Genomic DNA, 15,728 nt, shown 5'->3' with positions numbered 1-15,728 from the left:
AGATTAGAAAAATGAGATAAAGATAAATATAGCAGTTTTTATGATTTATCAATTATCCATTACCTTATCAAGAGCTTTCCTTCTTACATAATGAACCTCATACCACCCTCTATGGTTGTATTTCACCACTACCGCTTTAGGAGTAAAAGTAATTACATAAGTATCAAGAAAAATAAGTAACTTTGAACGATTAGGCTCCACCGCTTCCCTCACAATTTCCTCATGACGATGGGGATGTAGAATCAAATCAATGGACTCTATATAGGCTTGAGGAACAGCAATAATAATATGTTTAAAAATTGTTAATAACTCTTTTATTTTTTCCTTAGAAGTAGTTACTTTTGTGTTACTAAAAATATTATACGGAGGCAAAAGCATTGCCACTAATATACCAATGATGACATTAGCAATACCAAAATCAGCGGTTAATAAAAACCAAAGCACTAAGCGAAAAAGGATACTGGGGACCATGATATTACCATCCAAAATAATACAACTAACATTAAAATCATTATCCCTATAATCTGTTCTAATTCTTCAAAATATCGGGATAAAGTGAAAACCATTTTTTTGAAAACTAAAAGATGCAGTGCAAAACCGATCGCACTTAAACCCAAAGCCTTTAAAATATTGAGGAGACTATAGGCAGGAAGATATAAAAAATTAGCCCCAAAAATAGCCACCATTAAAGGTATTACCCCCCACCATAAATTTGATTTAACCCTATCTATGCCATCACTAGGTAGAAAGATAAACTTAGCATAAATCATAGCCGTACCCACCGCACTAATGTTCATCCATAATTGTTCAGTGGAAGAAAGACTATTGATAACAAGGGTTTTAGCCGCAAAACCATAAAACAAAGGAAACCCACAAATAGATAAACTACCCACCACTAAAGTTAACCATAACCTCGTACTCATGGCCCTCTGTTGTAATACTTGAATACTGCGACTGGGTAATGCACCAACCACCATAAATAAATTAGCCTTCGCCAACCCGTGGGCAAGGGCATAATATCCTCCCACTTCTGGGGCAACTAAAATCCATCCAAATTGGGAAATGGTACTAGATGCTAATATTCTTTTAGTATCTTGGGAAAATAGAGCGTAGATAATACCAAAAAAAGCTGTGGCAATTCCTACGATATGAATAAGAGTCTCAAACTCCCCCATAATCATGGTACAACGCAACAAAGGAAAAATACCTGCTTTTTCCACTACCCCCGCCAGCATAGCAGACACAGAGCTTTCTGACTCTGACTGAGTTAAGGGCAACCATAATCCTGAGACAAAAACTCCCCCTTTGGTAAATAAACCGAGGAAAATTAGGGCAACGGCTTCGGGGGGGCTATGGATTAACCCTTCAAAGGCAAAGGATTGATTACTTTTATAAACTAATATAGTTCCCATGAGATAAAATAACATGGCTATATTGCTGATGAATAGATAACGAATTCCTACCCAAAGGGTGTTGTCGGTGCGGGGATATGCCATCAGTAAGAAAGCAGATATGGCTACTACCTCAAGGGCGACATAAACACTGAGAAAGTCTGCACTGATAAACAGGGCATTCATACTGCCATGCAGGATAATAAGTTGGGTATAAAAAAAGGTTTTTTTCTCGGTTTGCCAAGAGTATAAAATTACTGCCCCCGTTACAAAGGCATTGGTTAAAATAAAGTAGCCACTGAGGTTATTTATTAATAGTTGTACCCCAAAATTATCTAATAACTGTATGGGTGTATCTATTTCGTTAAGAAGAATATAACTTGCATAAAAAGCAGAAAAAGAAACTGTTAGAAAACAAAATACTCTATCTATTTTATTGATTAAATAGACCAAAAATCCAGCAAATAAAGGAAGAAGTATGGCGATAATCGTTAAATTTGTCATGGGGTATTATTTTTTTCGATTTCACTACTTTCTAGGGTGGGGTTATTTTTTCCAAGTTTCATTACCCCCACTAACATTAAGGCTTGGATAGAAAAACCGATGACAATGGCGGTTAAAATTACGGCTTGAGGTACAGGGTCGGCATATTGGATGGTATCATTATCTATCTGCCCCACCAGAATAGGGGTAAAAACTCCCGTCCGTGATGCTACCCACACATAATAGGCAACTACCCCCGTACTCATAACATCCATGGATACGATTTTCATGACCAAATTCTTCTTGAAAATTGTGCCAAAGAAACCGCAGAGAATCGTTATTAAAATAAATGCTTCTAACACAGTTTAATTTATTATTAATGACTATAGTTTATAGTATATCGTTTAATGGTTTTCGATAGTGTTTTATGTATGAATTGTTCTATTATTCATTATTTGCATTGCTTGATTATGGTATAGAGTACGACTGAATTATGTGAATAAATCAGTATTTGAGATGTTATTACCATTGCCCACCGAAACGAGAAATCATATCTAACGTCAGCAATGCCTAGTTATTCAATGCTTTGAGGAAATTTTTCATAGTGGCAAACAATCCAAGGGAAGCTGATTTTACGCTAGTCTCTTCCTCTTCTTGATTTCCCATCAAAATTCGATCTAATACTTCTCCTAGGGGCTTTTGGGGTACTTCGGTGATTAGTTCAAATTTATTACCTTCTAATTCCCTCCATACTTGCCATAATCCAGGAAAAGTTCTGATTACCACGGCTTCATCAAGGGGGCGATAATAGTAACTTGATTCTAGGGTGCTTAAAAATCTTTCCCTTAGTTGTCGGGCAGCGTAGCCAATGCCGACGATAGAAACATCTTCTAACTGAGGTATGATAAGGATTACAGGGCGATCGCCCGCTAGGTTACATAATTTTTCTACCTGTGCTACTTCCACCGCACTAGGGGAAATGACTAAATAAAATTCATCGGTATCACTAACTTTATTTTCCACGGGGTTTCTACTACTACCCAAATCCGACACCACGAAGGTAGTTTCCCCCCATTCCCTTTTAGCCAAGGCAGCAGCCCCTGTATCGGGGAAAAAGACTTTTAACCCTGCCCCATATTCACTAAATAACTGGGCAAAAGCAAAGGCTAATTCTTGGGATTTGAGGGCAATTTCGGGGATGATTAATTCTACCTGAAGACGATTAAAACCGTTTTCTAATGCCGTGAGGGTGGCTGTGTGTGCCTGGGCGATCGCACTTTCGAGAGATTGAGGAATTTGAGTCATATTAAATAATATTTAGAGTTATAATAAATACTGACAAGTTTCTGTTTATCTATTCTCATCTTAAACTGATAACTGCCATACAGAAAATGACCTCCACCACAAATTCCACCACCGAAGATATAAGCACCGATAAAACCGTAGTGGTTGAAACCTACGAACTCTCAAAAATTTACCTTACAGGATTTTGGCTCAATAAAAAAGTACCCTCCCTCAAAAACTGCACCCTCCAAGTTTATCAGGGGGAAACATTCGGCTTACTAGGGCCCAATGGGGCAGGAAAAACTACCCTCCTCAAAACCCTTTTAGGCATCATCAAGCCCACTTCCGGGAGGGCAAAGTTACTCGGTAAACCCCTAGGGGATAATAGTGTAAAACAAAGATTGGGTTATCTTCCCGAAAATGCTTATTACTATGATTTTTTAACCGCATGGGAATTTTTACACTTCATCGCTTCCCTATTCCAAATTCCTAAACACGAGCAAAATAAGCGTATTTTAGAGTTATTAGACTTGGTGGGTTTAGCCAAACAAACCGCCCAAAAGAAACAACTAAGGCAGTATTCCAAAGGGATGATGCAAAGGGTAGGTATGGCACAAGCCCTCATAAATGATCCTGAAATTGTCTTTTTTGATGAACCCATGTCAGGATTAGATCCTATGGGGCGTTATCAGGTACGACAAATTATATTATCCCTCAAAGAGCAAGGAAAAACCATCTTTTTTAACTCCCATGTATTAGCCGATGTAGAGAAAATTTGCGATCGCATTGCCATCCTTGCCCGAGGCGAATTGTTAAATATTGGCTCATTAGACGATATTTTAGGCACCCAAGAAACCTACCACGCCACCGTCAAAAACTGTGACATAGAAGAAATGGAGGGATGGTTAACCAATATCACCCAAGAAAATCATATCTTCCGAGGAGAATTAAAAGCCAATCCCCAAGAGTTTATCAATCACCTTGCCACCACCCAAGGGGAGTTAGTTAGTATAAATCTTGTCCGTGATTCCCTCGAAGATTATTTTATCCGTCAATTAGAAGAAAGGGGCATTACTTCCAGTCAGTAGGCGGGAGAGGAATTGATAATTGAGAATTGAGAATGGATAATAAATCCCCATGATCTAAATTATGCAAGTTGAATTTGGGATACAATTTTCTGGTCAAGATGAGGAGCAATTGACTTATCCACTATCCATCGTCAATTATCCTTGATGTACTAATCGTATATCCCAAATACTAAAAATACATAGATTTTGAAAAAAAGTATCAGAAAATACCTTTAATCCCAAGCAGAAATGACAGGATGAGAGTGATATAAAATGGGTATCCCTTTGTCATTGTCAGATTATGAGTGAGAAAGTAAAGACAGTTTGTCCTTATTGCGGTGTCGGTTGTGGTTTAGAAATAATTAATCCCCCCGAATCGGTTTCTGAGCAAAAATCCATGGTGGTAGGGAAGGTTATGGGCGATCGCACTCACCCCTCCAGTTTAGGGAAAGTATGTGTCAAAGGGGCTACGGTGGGGGAAGCCATCAAAGAAAGTCGTTTAGAATATCCCCTCTGGCGAGAAACCCTAGACCAAGAATTTCAGCGTATATCGTGGGAAGAAGCCTTCGAGAAAATAGTTAATCAAATCAACAAAGTAAAAGATACCATAGGGGTTGACGGTATCTGTATGTACGGCTCAGGGCAATTTCAAACCGAAGATTATTATATCGCCCAAAAACTCTTTAAAGGATGCCTAGGCACAAACAACTTTGACGCTAACTCTAGGCTCTGTATGTCTTCCGCCGTTTCAGGATATGTGGGCAGTTTTGGGGCAGATGGCCCCCCTTGTACCTATGGTGACTTAGAAAATACCGACTGTGCCTTTTTAGTGGGAACTAATACCGCCGACTGTCATCCCATCGTATTTAACCGTTTAAGGGCATATCACAAGAAAAATGACCATGTAAAGATGGTAGTCATAGATCCTCGCACTACAGCCACCGCCCAAGCTGCCGATCTCCATTTAGCTATTCAACCCGGCACTGACATTGATTTATTTAACGGTATTGCCCACCTACTGCAAAAATGGGGCAAAATTGACCTAGATTTTATCCACCAATACACGGATAACTTTGCCGATTACCAAGAAATTATTAAAGATTATCCCCCCGAAAAAGTAGCCCCTACCTGTGGCATTACTGAAGCCGACTTAGTCACCGCCGCCACCTATTGGGCGCAGTCAAATCGGGTTATTTCCATGTGGTCCATGGGTTTAAATCAATCCTCCGAAGGTACTGCCAAAATTCGCACCCTCATTAACCTCCACCTCATGACAGGCACCCTAGGTAAAGAAGGATGTGGCCCTTTTTCCCTCACGGGGCAACCCAACGCCATGGGCGGCAGAGAAGCGGGGGGTTTAGCCCATATTCTCCCGGGTTATCGTTTTGTGAGTAATCCTGAGCATCGAAAAGAAGTAGAACAATTATGGCATCTCCCAGAAAACTCCATTGCCCCCGAAGTGGGTAAAACCGCATGGGAAGCTATCATGGGCTTAGAAACTGGGGAAGTTCAATTTTATTGGGTGGCCGCCACTAACCCCGTGGTGAGTATGCCAGACTTGGAGAGGACAAAAAAAGCCCTGCTTAATTCCCCTTTTACGGTATATCAAGATGCCTATTTTCCTACGGAAACCGCTTACTATGCCCATTTAGTGCTTCCTGCTGCCCAATGGAGCGAAAAAACGGGAACTATGACCAATTCTGAACGAGTGGTGACTTATTGCCCTGCTTTTACTAAAACCGTGGGGGAAGCGAAAGCTGACTGGGAAATTTTTGCGGAGGTGGGAAAAAGACTAGGTTTTGGGGAGTATTTTACTTTTGAAAATTCGGCTCAGGTATATGATGAGTTTGTGTCTTTAACTAAAAATCGCCCCTGTGATATGTCGGGGTTGAGCCATGATTTGTTAGCCCAAGCCCCCATCCAATGGCCTTTTCCTGAAGGTAAGAATCCTGAGGATAAATATGGCAGAAGGCTTTACACTGATCTAAAGTTCCATACCCCCAACCAAAAAGCACAGTTTATTGCGGTGCATAGTAGGGGATTAGCCGAACCTCCTAACCCTGATTATCCTTTTATTTTAACCATCGGGAGGCTTTATGGTCATTGGCACACCATGACGCGCACGGGTAGAATTGCCAAAATTAATAAGATGCACCCTGAGCCTTTGTTGGAAATTCATCCCAAGGATGCAAACAAATATGGCATTGAGTCGGGGGATATGGTGGCGATTAATTCTTTACGGGGTAAGGCTATTTTTAAGGCTTTGGTGACAAGGGCGATCGCCCCTCGTACTCTTTTTGTACCAATGCACTGGGGTTTTTTGTGGGGAGAAAATACCGAAGCCAATAGCCTTAGTCATCCCGTAGCCTGTCCTATTTCAAAGCAACCTGAGTTAAAAGCCTGTGCGGTGAATATAGTTAAAGTTTAATACTGAATCTGTACATGAAAGTAAACTAATCGCACTAACAATTGGCTTAAGCCCATTACCAAAATTTATCGTAATTAAAACAAAAAAATAAGCCCCCCGTAGGGGACTTACTTGAATTTAGACGATTATCAATCTATCCTTAGAGAGCGTTACCACGAGGTAATACTTCTTCAGGGAATTCAAATCTTTGGTGAGGTTGGTCTTGAGGAGCCATCCATGCACGTAAACCTTCATTCAAAAGAATGTTTTTGGTGTAGAAGGTTTCAAATTCAGGGTCTTCTGCCGCTCTCAACTCTTGAGATACGAAGTCATAGGCACGAAGGTTGAATGCTAAACCAACGATACCAATGGAACTCATCCATAAACCAGTTACGGGTACAAACAACATGAAGAAGTGTAACCAACGTTTGTTGGAGAAAGCAATACCGAAGATTTGAGACCAGTAACGGTTAGCAGTAACCATGGAGTAGGTTTCTTCTGCTTGGGTAGGTTCAAATGCACGGAAGGTGTTTGCTTGCTCACCATCTTGGAATAGGGTATTTTCTACGGTTGCACCGTGAATGGCACAAAGTAACGCACCACCGAGAATACCAGCTACACCCATCATGTGGAAGGGGTTAAGAGTCCAGTTGTGGAATCCTTGTAGGAACAAGATAAAGCGGAAGATTCCAGCTACTCCGAAGGAAGGAGCAAAGAACCAGCTAGACTGTCCTAGGGGATACATTAAGAAGACACTAACGAATACGGCGATAGGACCAGAAAATGCGATCGCATTGTAAGGACGGATTCCGACCAGACGAGCGATCTCAAACTGACGTAACATAAAGCCGATTAAACCGAAAGCTCCGTGTAATGCCACAAAAGACCATAAACCACCTATTTGACACCAGCGGGTGAAGTCTCCTTGGGCTTCAGGTCCCCATAAGAATAGGATGGAGTGACCAAAAGCGTCTGCAGGACTAGATACGGCTACGGTCAAGAAGTTAGCACCTTCTAAGTAGGAACTAGCTAAACAGTGGGTGTACCAAGAGGTTACGAAGGTAGTACCAGTTAACCAACCACCTAATGCCATATAAGCACAAGGGAATAGGAGGATACCAGACCAACCTACGAATACAAATCTATCTCTTTTGAGCCAGTCGTCGAGGGCTTCAAACCACCCTCTTTGCGCCGGCGCGCGTCCAACTGCAATTGTCATAAAGTGATCTCCGAATGTTTATAATTTCTAAAACGAAGTATATATGCTTTCTTTATTTAGGGCTTTTTTAACTACCCTCTCAGAAAACTTTACTTTTCTTAACGTTTCTTTGTATAACCATCATACATGAAAACCCACGCCTTTGACAAGTTTATTATTAAGAAATTATAAAAATATGAGAGGGTTCGTAATAAAAATTTAACCCTAGGTGCGATCGCCCCGAAGACATAAAAAAAGACCCATGTGCGTTAAAATAAGTTAAAAATAAGGATTAAATAGTTATCATCTATGTTTACCATTGATTTACTCGTGAGATACATTCCCATGCCCATATCGGTGCAAAAAAAGGAAGAAAGTGAAGCTCAAGCTCTTTATCAAGAAATTTTGACAAAAATTAAAAGCTCTACTCCCGAAATTATCGAGCTAACCTGTGATAAGCAAGAAGATAAAAAAATGGCTATTTTAAGTGATCAAATCACTGGGGTAATTATCTCCCAAAAAGATGGATCTAATGCAGGGGCAAAAGTACCTGGATTTTTTGCGGCGTTACAGGAAAAATAAATTAGGGTGGATGGTGTTAGGTTTCATAGTCATTGTTTCTCGTATTAATTTTGAATAGTCCTTCTTTTGGTATTAGCGTTAAACAGCTTCACTTTGGCTGGAATTCTCAAACCCCCGTATTAAATGGCTGTGATTTGTCCGTGCCAGAAGGGGAATTTTGGATGTTATTAGGGGATAACGGTTGTGGTAAATCCACCCTCCTCAGACTCATTGGCAGTATCCTATCCCCCGATGAAGGAAACATTGATATTGATAGCCCATTGGGGTTCGTATTTCAAAATCCAGATCATCAATTAGTAATGCCCACGGTAGCCGCAGATATTGCCTTTGGATTGGTGCAAGAAAAATTAACCTTGCCAGAGGTGAAGATAAGGGTAAAGGAAGCCTTGAGTGCCGTTAACCTCCTCGATTTAGAAAGACGGCCCATTTATGCCCTATCTGGGGGACAAAAACAGAGAATTGCCATTGCAGGGGCGATCGCCCGTCACTGTAAAGTATTATTATTAGATGAACCTACCGCATTATTAGATCCCGATACCCAAATAGAATTGGTTGCCCTCGTGCAAAAAATAGTTAAACAAAGAGGAATTACCGCCCTATGGGTGACTCACCGCCTTGAGGAGTTAGAATACGCCGACGGTTACTTTTTGCTAGAAAAAGGACGAGTAGTAAAAAAAGGGAAACCCCAAGACTTATTACCCTCCATCAAAAATGAAAACAACCATTAAAGATAGAATAATAATAAAGATAATCAGCCCATTATTTAACTAAAAATTAGTCTTTACTATGGTATCTAAAATAATAAAACTAGCCTTTTCCCTACTCATTGTATTTATAACCCTAGTCAATCCAGCCCATGCCGCCCTAGACTACACCAAAGCCCACATGGTAGAATCAGACTTCTCAGGACAAGATTTGAGCGGTTCAACTTTTAATAAAACTAACCTCCGCAGTAGTGATTTTACCAACGCAGACTTATCCAACGTCAGCTTTTTTGGTGCTAACCTCGACTCTGCCAACCTAGAAGGGGCAAACCTTACCAATGCCGTCCTCGACTCTGCAAGGGTTACAAGGGCTAACTTACACAATGCCGTATTAGAAGGCGCATTTGCCACCAATACCAAATTTGAAAAAGCCAATATTGAAGGGGCAGACTTTACCGATGTACTTTTGCGCCCTGATGTGGAAGAAATGTTGTGTGAAGTGGCATCAGGTACAAATCCCGTTACTGGTAGAAATACCCGTGATACATTATATTGTCCTTAATTATTAAAAGTTGAAAAGAAGTTGGGTTAAAAAACGAAACCCAACCCAAAAAATTAAGTAAAATGAAATTTACATTATGTATTGTTCTTAATTTGCTTCTCCATTACTTAAAATTTAGTTATTATGAATAGTCCTCAAAATTTACCCGAAAAACTCCGCAATCTGGATTGGTATGCTATCGCTTGTAAGGTAAGGGAAAAGTATGAGAAGTTAAAGGAAAGAGCGACTAATTTAGAAAAATCTTTATTGGGGTATCAGAAAGAAATCAAGGCAAAAGATACACTTATTAATGAACAAAATCGAGACTTAGATGGTCATAAAGATACTATTAACAAACTTTGTCGTAAGCTAGAAGACAATACAGATAAAATCAAAAGTCAACAATTATTAATTGAAAAGTTAGCTCAAGACTTAAAGGATTCTCAAACCCAAAGAGGAAGTTTAGAAAGGGATTGTTCTTTTTTACAAGAAAATTACAACCAATTACAATATCAAATTAAGGAAAAAGAGAAGGAAAATCAGGAGTTGAATGTTCGCTTACAAAGGCAACAGAGGTCAACTTTAGAGTACAAGGCAGCTTTGGATAAATATTTACAATCTTCTTCTACTACAGATAAGCCTCAAATAACTAATCCTGAAAAAAGTACCATCAAATCTTGGTCTGAGCTTCGTAATTCCAAAAGTAATGCAGATAATCTTAATATAACTCAATTGTCTAACTTTGCGATCGCCCCTGTACCTAATTTTGTCAACATCCCTTTAGTCGATAAAACTAAAAAGCCTACCCATCAACCATCGGATACTACGGATACCACCAAAAAACAGCACCATCAAGATGATAATAATGGTGAGCATAACCATATCAACAAGGAAAACATAGCTCAAGAAAAACCCGACAAAAAAACCATAGATGAAGAAAAACAATCCTCGAATAATCTTCCCCTTTCTACCCCAAAATCTGCGGAAGTAAAAGATAATTCAGAAACACAACCCCCACAAAAATCACAAGATACTCAGGATAAGACCATAAAAAAGAATATCGATTTATTATCAGAAATAAAACCCTCTAAACAGGACTACAATAACGATAATAATAAGAAAGGAGTGATTGATATACCTTACTTCTTAAAAAATAATCGTGATGATAACTAATTTGTTTTAGTTTATTACCCAAAATTAAGTTTTAACATCTGCCTATAAATCATCTATTTTTGACTAAATCTTACTTAAAGAAGTGAGATATTTTTTTACTGCAAAAGTAGCCCGACAATCATCCTCATTATACATTAATATATAATCCAAATAAGTGCGATCGCCCGTATCCAACCATTTATCATACCATGCCACACACTGATCACCCCCCACATTTTGAGCATCATGATTAGGGGGAATGCGCCATTGAAAATTTAACCATTTACCCAAAGACTTTAAAGAATAACTTTCCACTGGAAAAAGATAATTTTGGGTAACAAACTTATGAACATCAACCAATCTTTTTAATAAAGGTTGAATCAAACTATTAGGACTTTTATAAACATTCGCTAATCTTTTAATAGTTTCCACCTCATACTCAGAAAAATGATAGATAAAACTATGAGGATAACCATTAACAAAATCCAAAAAATTTAACCAAGCCTCCCTTTCCTCCTCCAAATTTTCAGCCAAAAAACTATAATATTTCTTGGTATTATGATCATTATCAACCAACAAAATCCCCAATAAATAGTCAACTTGTCGATCAGGTTCCGCTTCTATGTCAAAATAAAGCTCAATAGCACTACTAGGAATTAAATTAACAATATCTCTTTTTAACACAGGAGCATTTAACCTTAAAGATTGAACTTGCTTAAACAAAATTTCCGTTTTATCATGGGCTAATATTTGACTCAATTCTGGTAAAGATAAATCAACCAGCCCCTCAAAATCCTTTACCCCCTTCTGTTTCAAAAGCTCATATTTACGAGGAGTAATACCCGGTATCAAAGATAAATGATTATCCTGCACCGCTATGCCATGACAATCACCATACCACTCACATAAACCACACTTTTGACGAGAAATAAACACCTCTGGCGCATCCCCATCCAGAAATAATCGTTGACAATCAGCAATAATCTCCTGCACTTTGGGCAACCAAATTCCCAAATTAATAGTATATCTCCGAAAATTCCTCACAATAAAATCTGCCGAAGAAGGCATCAAACCCTGATTTTGAGCCAAGATAAACCCCTGAAACGCCGCAATTAACTTATATTCTGGTTTATGACTTTTACCCAAATGGGTATTAACCGTTAAATAACTCCAATCTCCCAAAGCCGAAGCAATATTTTGTTTTATCAATAAAGTGGGATTAGTTTCAAAAACAAGACTTCCATCTTCATTGGTATAATTCAATTGTCCATCATAAATACAATCAACCCCCCTCCTCATCAATTCTAAAGTTGACTCCACAAGAGAATCATCGGACAATGATGGATAATGCACCGTCCAATTATAATGCTCGATAACCTGCTTTGTGTGGATAATTCTTTCCTGTTTTAATTTATTAACAAAATCCTTTATCCGTGGTTTTTCACTATCTTTACAATGAAAATTTAGAAAAGCCTTACGTTTACACCTTTTATATTGAAGTAGAGTATCATCGGTTATGAGCATCAATTATGATTTATGAAATATGAGTTAGTTACCCATTATTTTAATACGTTATTTGGGGGCTGATGTTGTGTTTGTCATTGCAAACAGAAAAACTAAAATTTAGCTTTGAGAGGCAGTCTTTGAGGATTTTTGATAATATCTTTACTAAAATCCACCTTGTACGACAAAAATTTCCCCTTAACTTACTTAATAAAATTAAGAGGAAATTCGCTTATCTCTTCTTGTTAGTTATAAAAACTAAATTTCATCCCAGCCAGTCACCCCAGAAGACATCATATAACTGGTGACACTAGCCTCAAAAAAGTTGGCTTTAGTGCTACCTTCTTTTTTAGTATCAGAGAATTTTTCTAAATGGGTATAAGGACTCTTAGCATACTTAGCATCGGTATAAAGAGGCTCTAAACCGATCGCCCTTAATCGTATATTAGCAAGATATTTGGTATAACGTTCAGTGCTAGACTCAGTAATCCCTAAAATGTTATTACCCACAATGTGATTAGTCCAACGACATTCATGTTTTACCGCTGTATCAAACATTTCATAAATTTGATCATAGGAATAATCAAAACTTTTCATCGCTTCAGGGATCAGTCTTTGGTATAATCGAACATGGCTCAACTCATCACGGTTGATCATCTTGAAAATATCCGCAGAACCGGGCATTAACATTCTAGCGGCTAAATTATAAAAGAAAATAAAACCGTTATAGAAATATAAACCCTCTAATAAATAATCACTTAAAAGAGCAATAAAATAATTCTCTTTAGTAGGATTATCAATGTACTTTTGATAATAACCAGCGATAAATTCACAACGGGCAGAAAGCACTTTATCCGTGCGCCAAAAATCATAAACCTGATCCCTTTTGTCGCTAGGAATAATAGTTTCAATCATGTATTGATAGGCGTGATTGTGCATGCCTTCTTGGGAAATTTGTTCCGCCATACAGAGGCTAATTTCTGGGGCTGTAATGGAACTTTTTAGGTGGGGAATATTACAAGTTTGAACAGAATCAAGAAATGTTAAATAAGATAAAATACCTTCAAAAGCGCGTCTTTCTTCTGGGGTTAAATTCCAATAATCGGTAACGTCTTGGGTAATGTCAAGTTTTTGGGGAATCCAAAAGTTTTCCCTCATCTGTTGATACAAGCCAATAGCCCAAGAATAACGTACATCGTTGAGTTGCATTAGGTTGGTGGTGTTACCAAACCAGACACTACGATTCTCAATTCTGTCGTCACCCCCCGGATTAAAGATTGGTGTGAGGGGCATTCTCTGATTATTAGTATTTGGTGCGGTTGCTACCATAGATTGAAAATTTATATTTTGATAATGACGTATATGGATCTGAATTATAACAAAATATTAAGGTAGTTTAAAATTTTTTTTCTTAGTTAGTTTTATGGTTGTCTGTTCTTAAAATATAATTTACTAGGAATTATTCTATTTTAATTTTAGTTCTTAAATGACTTTATTTATTTAATAAGATATAAAATTATTTATTGCTCATTTTTAATCTTATGAAGTTGGTAAATATTCCTTGGGAGGGACTAAATAAAAAGGATAAAAAGAAGAAAAAAGTCGCCACTAAAACGATGGCAGGACCAGAAGGCAAATTATAATAAAAACTAATGTACATTCCGCTGATACTGGAAATTACCCCGAAAAATACTCCGACTAACATTACTTCATGGAGTCGTTTTACTAATAAATAAGCGGTAGCAGAAGGGGTGATAAGTAAAGATAAAACTAGAATAACTCCCACAGCCTTTAAACTAGCGACGATAGTTAACCCTATTAGTATCATAAGGCTAAAATCAAGCCAATAGACAGGTAAACCAACGGATTGCGCCCCTAGCTTGTCGAAGGTATAAAACAACAATTCTTTATAGAACAAAATTACTATAAAAAGGATAAAAAGGGCGATCGCAACGGTATCCCTAACCTCGGTAAAACTAACACTTAAAATGTTGCCAAAAAGAAAATGATTAAGGTCAATTTTATTATCCTTTTGCACGATGGTAATGAGGGTAATTCCCAGAGCAAAAAAGGCAGAAAAAACAATACCCATGGCGGCATCTTCTTTGATTTGAGAGTTATTTCTGATTACATTTATTAATACCGTGCTTAATAAACCAGCAATAAAAGCCCCTGTAAAAATATTCCAATCAAAAATAAAGGCGATCGCCAATCCAGGTAAAACAGAATGACTAATGGCATCCCCCAACATCGCCAACCTTTGCACCATCAAGTATGTACCCACCACGGCACAAATTATTCCAATAACAATCGCCACGATTAACGACCGTTGCATAAAACCGTATTGTAAAGGCTCAATTAAAAAATCCATTTTAAACTAAGGTTAGGGAATAGGCAATGGGAAATAGTTTTTTATTTGTTTACTGTCAATAATGGGCATAATATCCAGTTCGAGGAATCAGTTTTCGCCCCCTAAATCCCCCGAACCCCAACAATAATTAATTATCCATTCTCAATTATCAATTATCAATTATTTAAGCGACATTACGACCATAAAAAGACACCCTGCCACCGTAGGCAAAAGAAAGATTTTCCTCCCGTAACACCTGTTCCCTTGCCCCAAAAGCGATTAAACTTTTATTAAGCAAAATGAGGTCATCAAAATTATTAATCGACTCCCCCAAATCATGGTTAACCACCATCACAATTTTATTATTATCTGCCAACTCACGGAAAATATCAAAAATAATTGCCTCTGTTTTTTGATCAACCCCCACAAAAGGCTCATCAAAGAAAAATATATCAGCTTCCTGCGCCAAAGAACGGGCTAAAAATACCCTTTGCTGTTGTCCCCCTGATAATTGTCCGATGGGGCGATCGCCAAAATTCCCCATTCCTACCCGCTCCAAACAACTTTGAGCCTTTACTTTACTAATGCGAGAAAAAGGACGAAACCAGCCCGTTTTCTTCACCCTACCCATCATCACCACATCCCACACCGTAGCAGGATAAGTCCAATCAATTTGGCTTCTCTGAGGCACATAAGCCACCCTATCCCGCTGTTGTGCCAAGGGTTTATCCCCCCACCATACCCGACCAAATTGAGCCGAAATTAAGCCCAACATTCCCTTCATAAGGGTACTTTTACCTGCCCCATTGGGCCCTATTATTCCTGTTACCCTCCCCGGTGCGATCGTCAAATTAATATTCCGTAGAGCCTCCACTTGACGATAACTAATGGTGAGATTTTCCACCGAAACAGGATTTAGGTTACTCATTATCTACATTACTTTAATTTATCTTTGACCCTATTATAGCCAATAATGAAAAGATTATGAAAGATTTATGGTAAAAAAATGAAAAATATTAGCAAAAATTAAAATAGGGCAAAATTAACCTCAATTGTCAATGATCCC

15 protein-coding genes are annotated in these 15,728 nt (G+C 38.3%); 6 read left to right on the top strand and 9 right to left on the bottom strand.

Annotated features, from left to right (window positions below):
- Positions 1 to 48: 48 nt before the first annotated feature.
- The 4 genes from ACXITR_RS12740 to ACXITR_RS12725 all read right to left on the bottom strand — a co-directional run bounded on the left by ACXITR_RS12740 (position 49) and on the right by ACXITR_RS12725 (position 3,179).
- A complete protein-coding gene (locus ACXITR_RS12740; RefSeq protein WP_457997600.1) occupies positions 49 to 471 on the bottom strand; it encodes a cation:proton antiporter in 423 nt (140 codons plus the stop codon).
- Positions 444 to 1,895, bottom strand: a complete 1,452-nt coding sequence (locus tag ACXITR_RS12735) for a cation:proton antiporter (protein ID WP_457997599.1) — start codon at positions 1,893 to 1,895, stop codon at positions 444 to 446. Before ACXITR_RS12735 ends, ACXITR_RS12740 begins: the two co-directional genes overlap by 28 nt.
- Positions 1,892 to 2,236 carry a cation:proton antiporter subunit C gene (locus ACXITR_RS12730; RefSeq protein ID WP_457997598.1) on the bottom strand — a complete coding sequence of 115 codons (345 nt, stop codon included), beginning with the start codon at positions 2,234 to 2,236 and terminating at the stop codon, positions 1,892 to 1,894. The genes ACXITR_RS12735 and ACXITR_RS12730 overlap by 4 nt, the downstream gene beginning before the upstream one ends.
- Before the next feature lie 208 nt (positions 2,237 to 2,444).
- The gene (locus ACXITR_RS12725) at positions 2,445 to 3,179 is read right to left on the bottom strand and encodes a DUF1995 family protein (RefSeq protein ID WP_457997597.1); all 735 of its coding nucleotides are present in this window, start codon (positions 3,177 to 3,179) and stop codon (positions 2,445 to 2,447) included.
- A gap of 86 nt (positions 3,180 to 3,265) precedes the next feature.
- Here ACXITR_RS12725 and ACXITR_RS12720 point away from each other — a divergent pair, with 86 nt between their 5' ends.
- Positions 3,266 to 4,246, top strand: a complete 981-nt coding sequence (locus ACXITR_RS12720; protein WP_457997596.1) for an ABC transporter ATP-binding protein — start codon at positions 3,266 to 3,268, stop codon at positions 4,244 to 4,246.
- 280 nt (positions 4,247 to 4,526) lie between these two features.
- A complete protein-coding gene (locus ACXITR_RS12715) occupies positions 4,527 to 6,653 on the top strand; it encodes a molybdopterin oxidoreductase family protein (RefSeq protein WP_457997595.1) in 2,127 nt (708 codons plus the stop codon).
- Positions 6,654 to 6,792: 139 nt separating this feature from the next.
- On the opposite strand, the gene psbD is transcribed toward ACXITR_RS12715, so the two are convergent.
- Positions 6,793 to 7,851 (bottom strand): photosystem II D2 protein (photosystem q(a) protein), encoded by a 1,059-nt coding sequence (gene psbD / locus ACXITR_RS12710; protein WP_457997594.1) that lies wholly within the window; start codon positions 7,849 to 7,851, stop codon positions 6,793 to 6,795.
- Between the two features lie 288 nt (positions 7,852 to 8,139).
- Between psbD and ACXITR_RS12705 the strand changes: the two genes are divergently transcribed.
- From ACXITR_RS12705 to ACXITR_RS12690, 4 genes are all read left to right on the top strand, one after another.
- Positions 8,140 to 8,412, top strand: a complete 273-nt coding sequence (locus ACXITR_RS12705) for a hypothetical protein (RefSeq protein ID WP_457997593.1) — start codon at positions 8,140 to 8,142, stop codon at positions 8,410 to 8,412.
- 50 nt (positions 8,413 to 8,462) lie between these two features.
- Positions 8,463 to 9,140: an energy-coupling factor ABC transporter ATP-binding protein gene (locus tag ACXITR_RS12700; RefSeq protein ID WP_457997592.1), complete on the top strand. Its 678-nt coding sequence runs from the start codon at positions 8,463 to 8,465 to the stop codon at positions 9,138 to 9,140.
- Between the two features lie 58 nt (positions 9,141 to 9,198).
- Complete coding sequence (locus ACXITR_RS12695; protein WP_457997591.1) at positions 9,199 to 9,678, top strand: pentapeptide repeat-containing protein; 480 nt, start codon at positions 9,199 to 9,201, stop codon at positions 9,676 to 9,678.
- Between the two features lie 123 nt (positions 9,679 to 9,801).
- Positions 9,802 to 10,830 carry a hypothetical protein gene (locus ACXITR_RS12690; RefSeq protein WP_457997590.1) on the top strand — a complete coding sequence of 343 codons (1,029 nt, stop codon included), beginning with the start codon at positions 9,802 to 9,804 and terminating at the stop codon, positions 10,828 to 10,830.
- A 63-nt stretch (positions 10,831 to 10,893) separates the two neighbouring features.
- Here the strand turns inward: ACXITR_RS12690 and ACXITR_RS12685 are convergent, their stop codons facing one another.
- From ACXITR_RS12685 to ACXITR_RS12670, 4 genes are all read right to left on the bottom strand, one after another.
- Positions 10,894 to 12,333 carry a TM0106 family RecB-like putative nuclease gene (locus ACXITR_RS12685; RefSeq protein WP_457997589.1) on the bottom strand — a complete coding sequence of 480 codons (1,440 nt, stop codon included), beginning with the start codon at positions 12,331 to 12,333 and terminating at the stop codon, positions 10,894 to 10,896.
- 237 nt (positions 12,334 to 12,570) lie between these two features.
- Positions 12,571 to 13,641, bottom strand: a complete 1,071-nt coding sequence (locus ACXITR_RS12680; protein ID WP_457997588.1) for a ribonucleotide-diphosphate reductase subunit beta — start codon at positions 13,639 to 13,641, stop codon at positions 12,571 to 12,573.
- A 187-nt stretch (positions 13,642 to 13,828) separates the two neighbouring features.
- A complete protein-coding gene (locus ACXITR_RS12675) occupies positions 13,829 to 14,683 on the bottom strand; it encodes a metal ABC transporter permease (RefSeq protein ID WP_457997587.1) in 855 nt (284 codons plus the stop codon).
- A 163-nt stretch (positions 14,684 to 14,846) separates the two neighbouring features.
- Positions 14,847 to 15,590 (bottom strand): metal ABC transporter ATP-binding protein, encoded by a 744-nt coding sequence (locus ACXITR_RS12670; protein ID WP_457997586.1) that lies wholly within the window; start codon positions 15,588 to 15,590, stop codon positions 14,847 to 14,849.
- Positions 15,591 to 15,728: the final 138 nt, after the last annotated feature.

This window comes from Cyanobacterium sp. (assembly GCF_054166785.1).
Note: the sequence above shows the minus strand (reverse complement) of the source record. Positions and strands in the feature narration are given on the sequence as shown.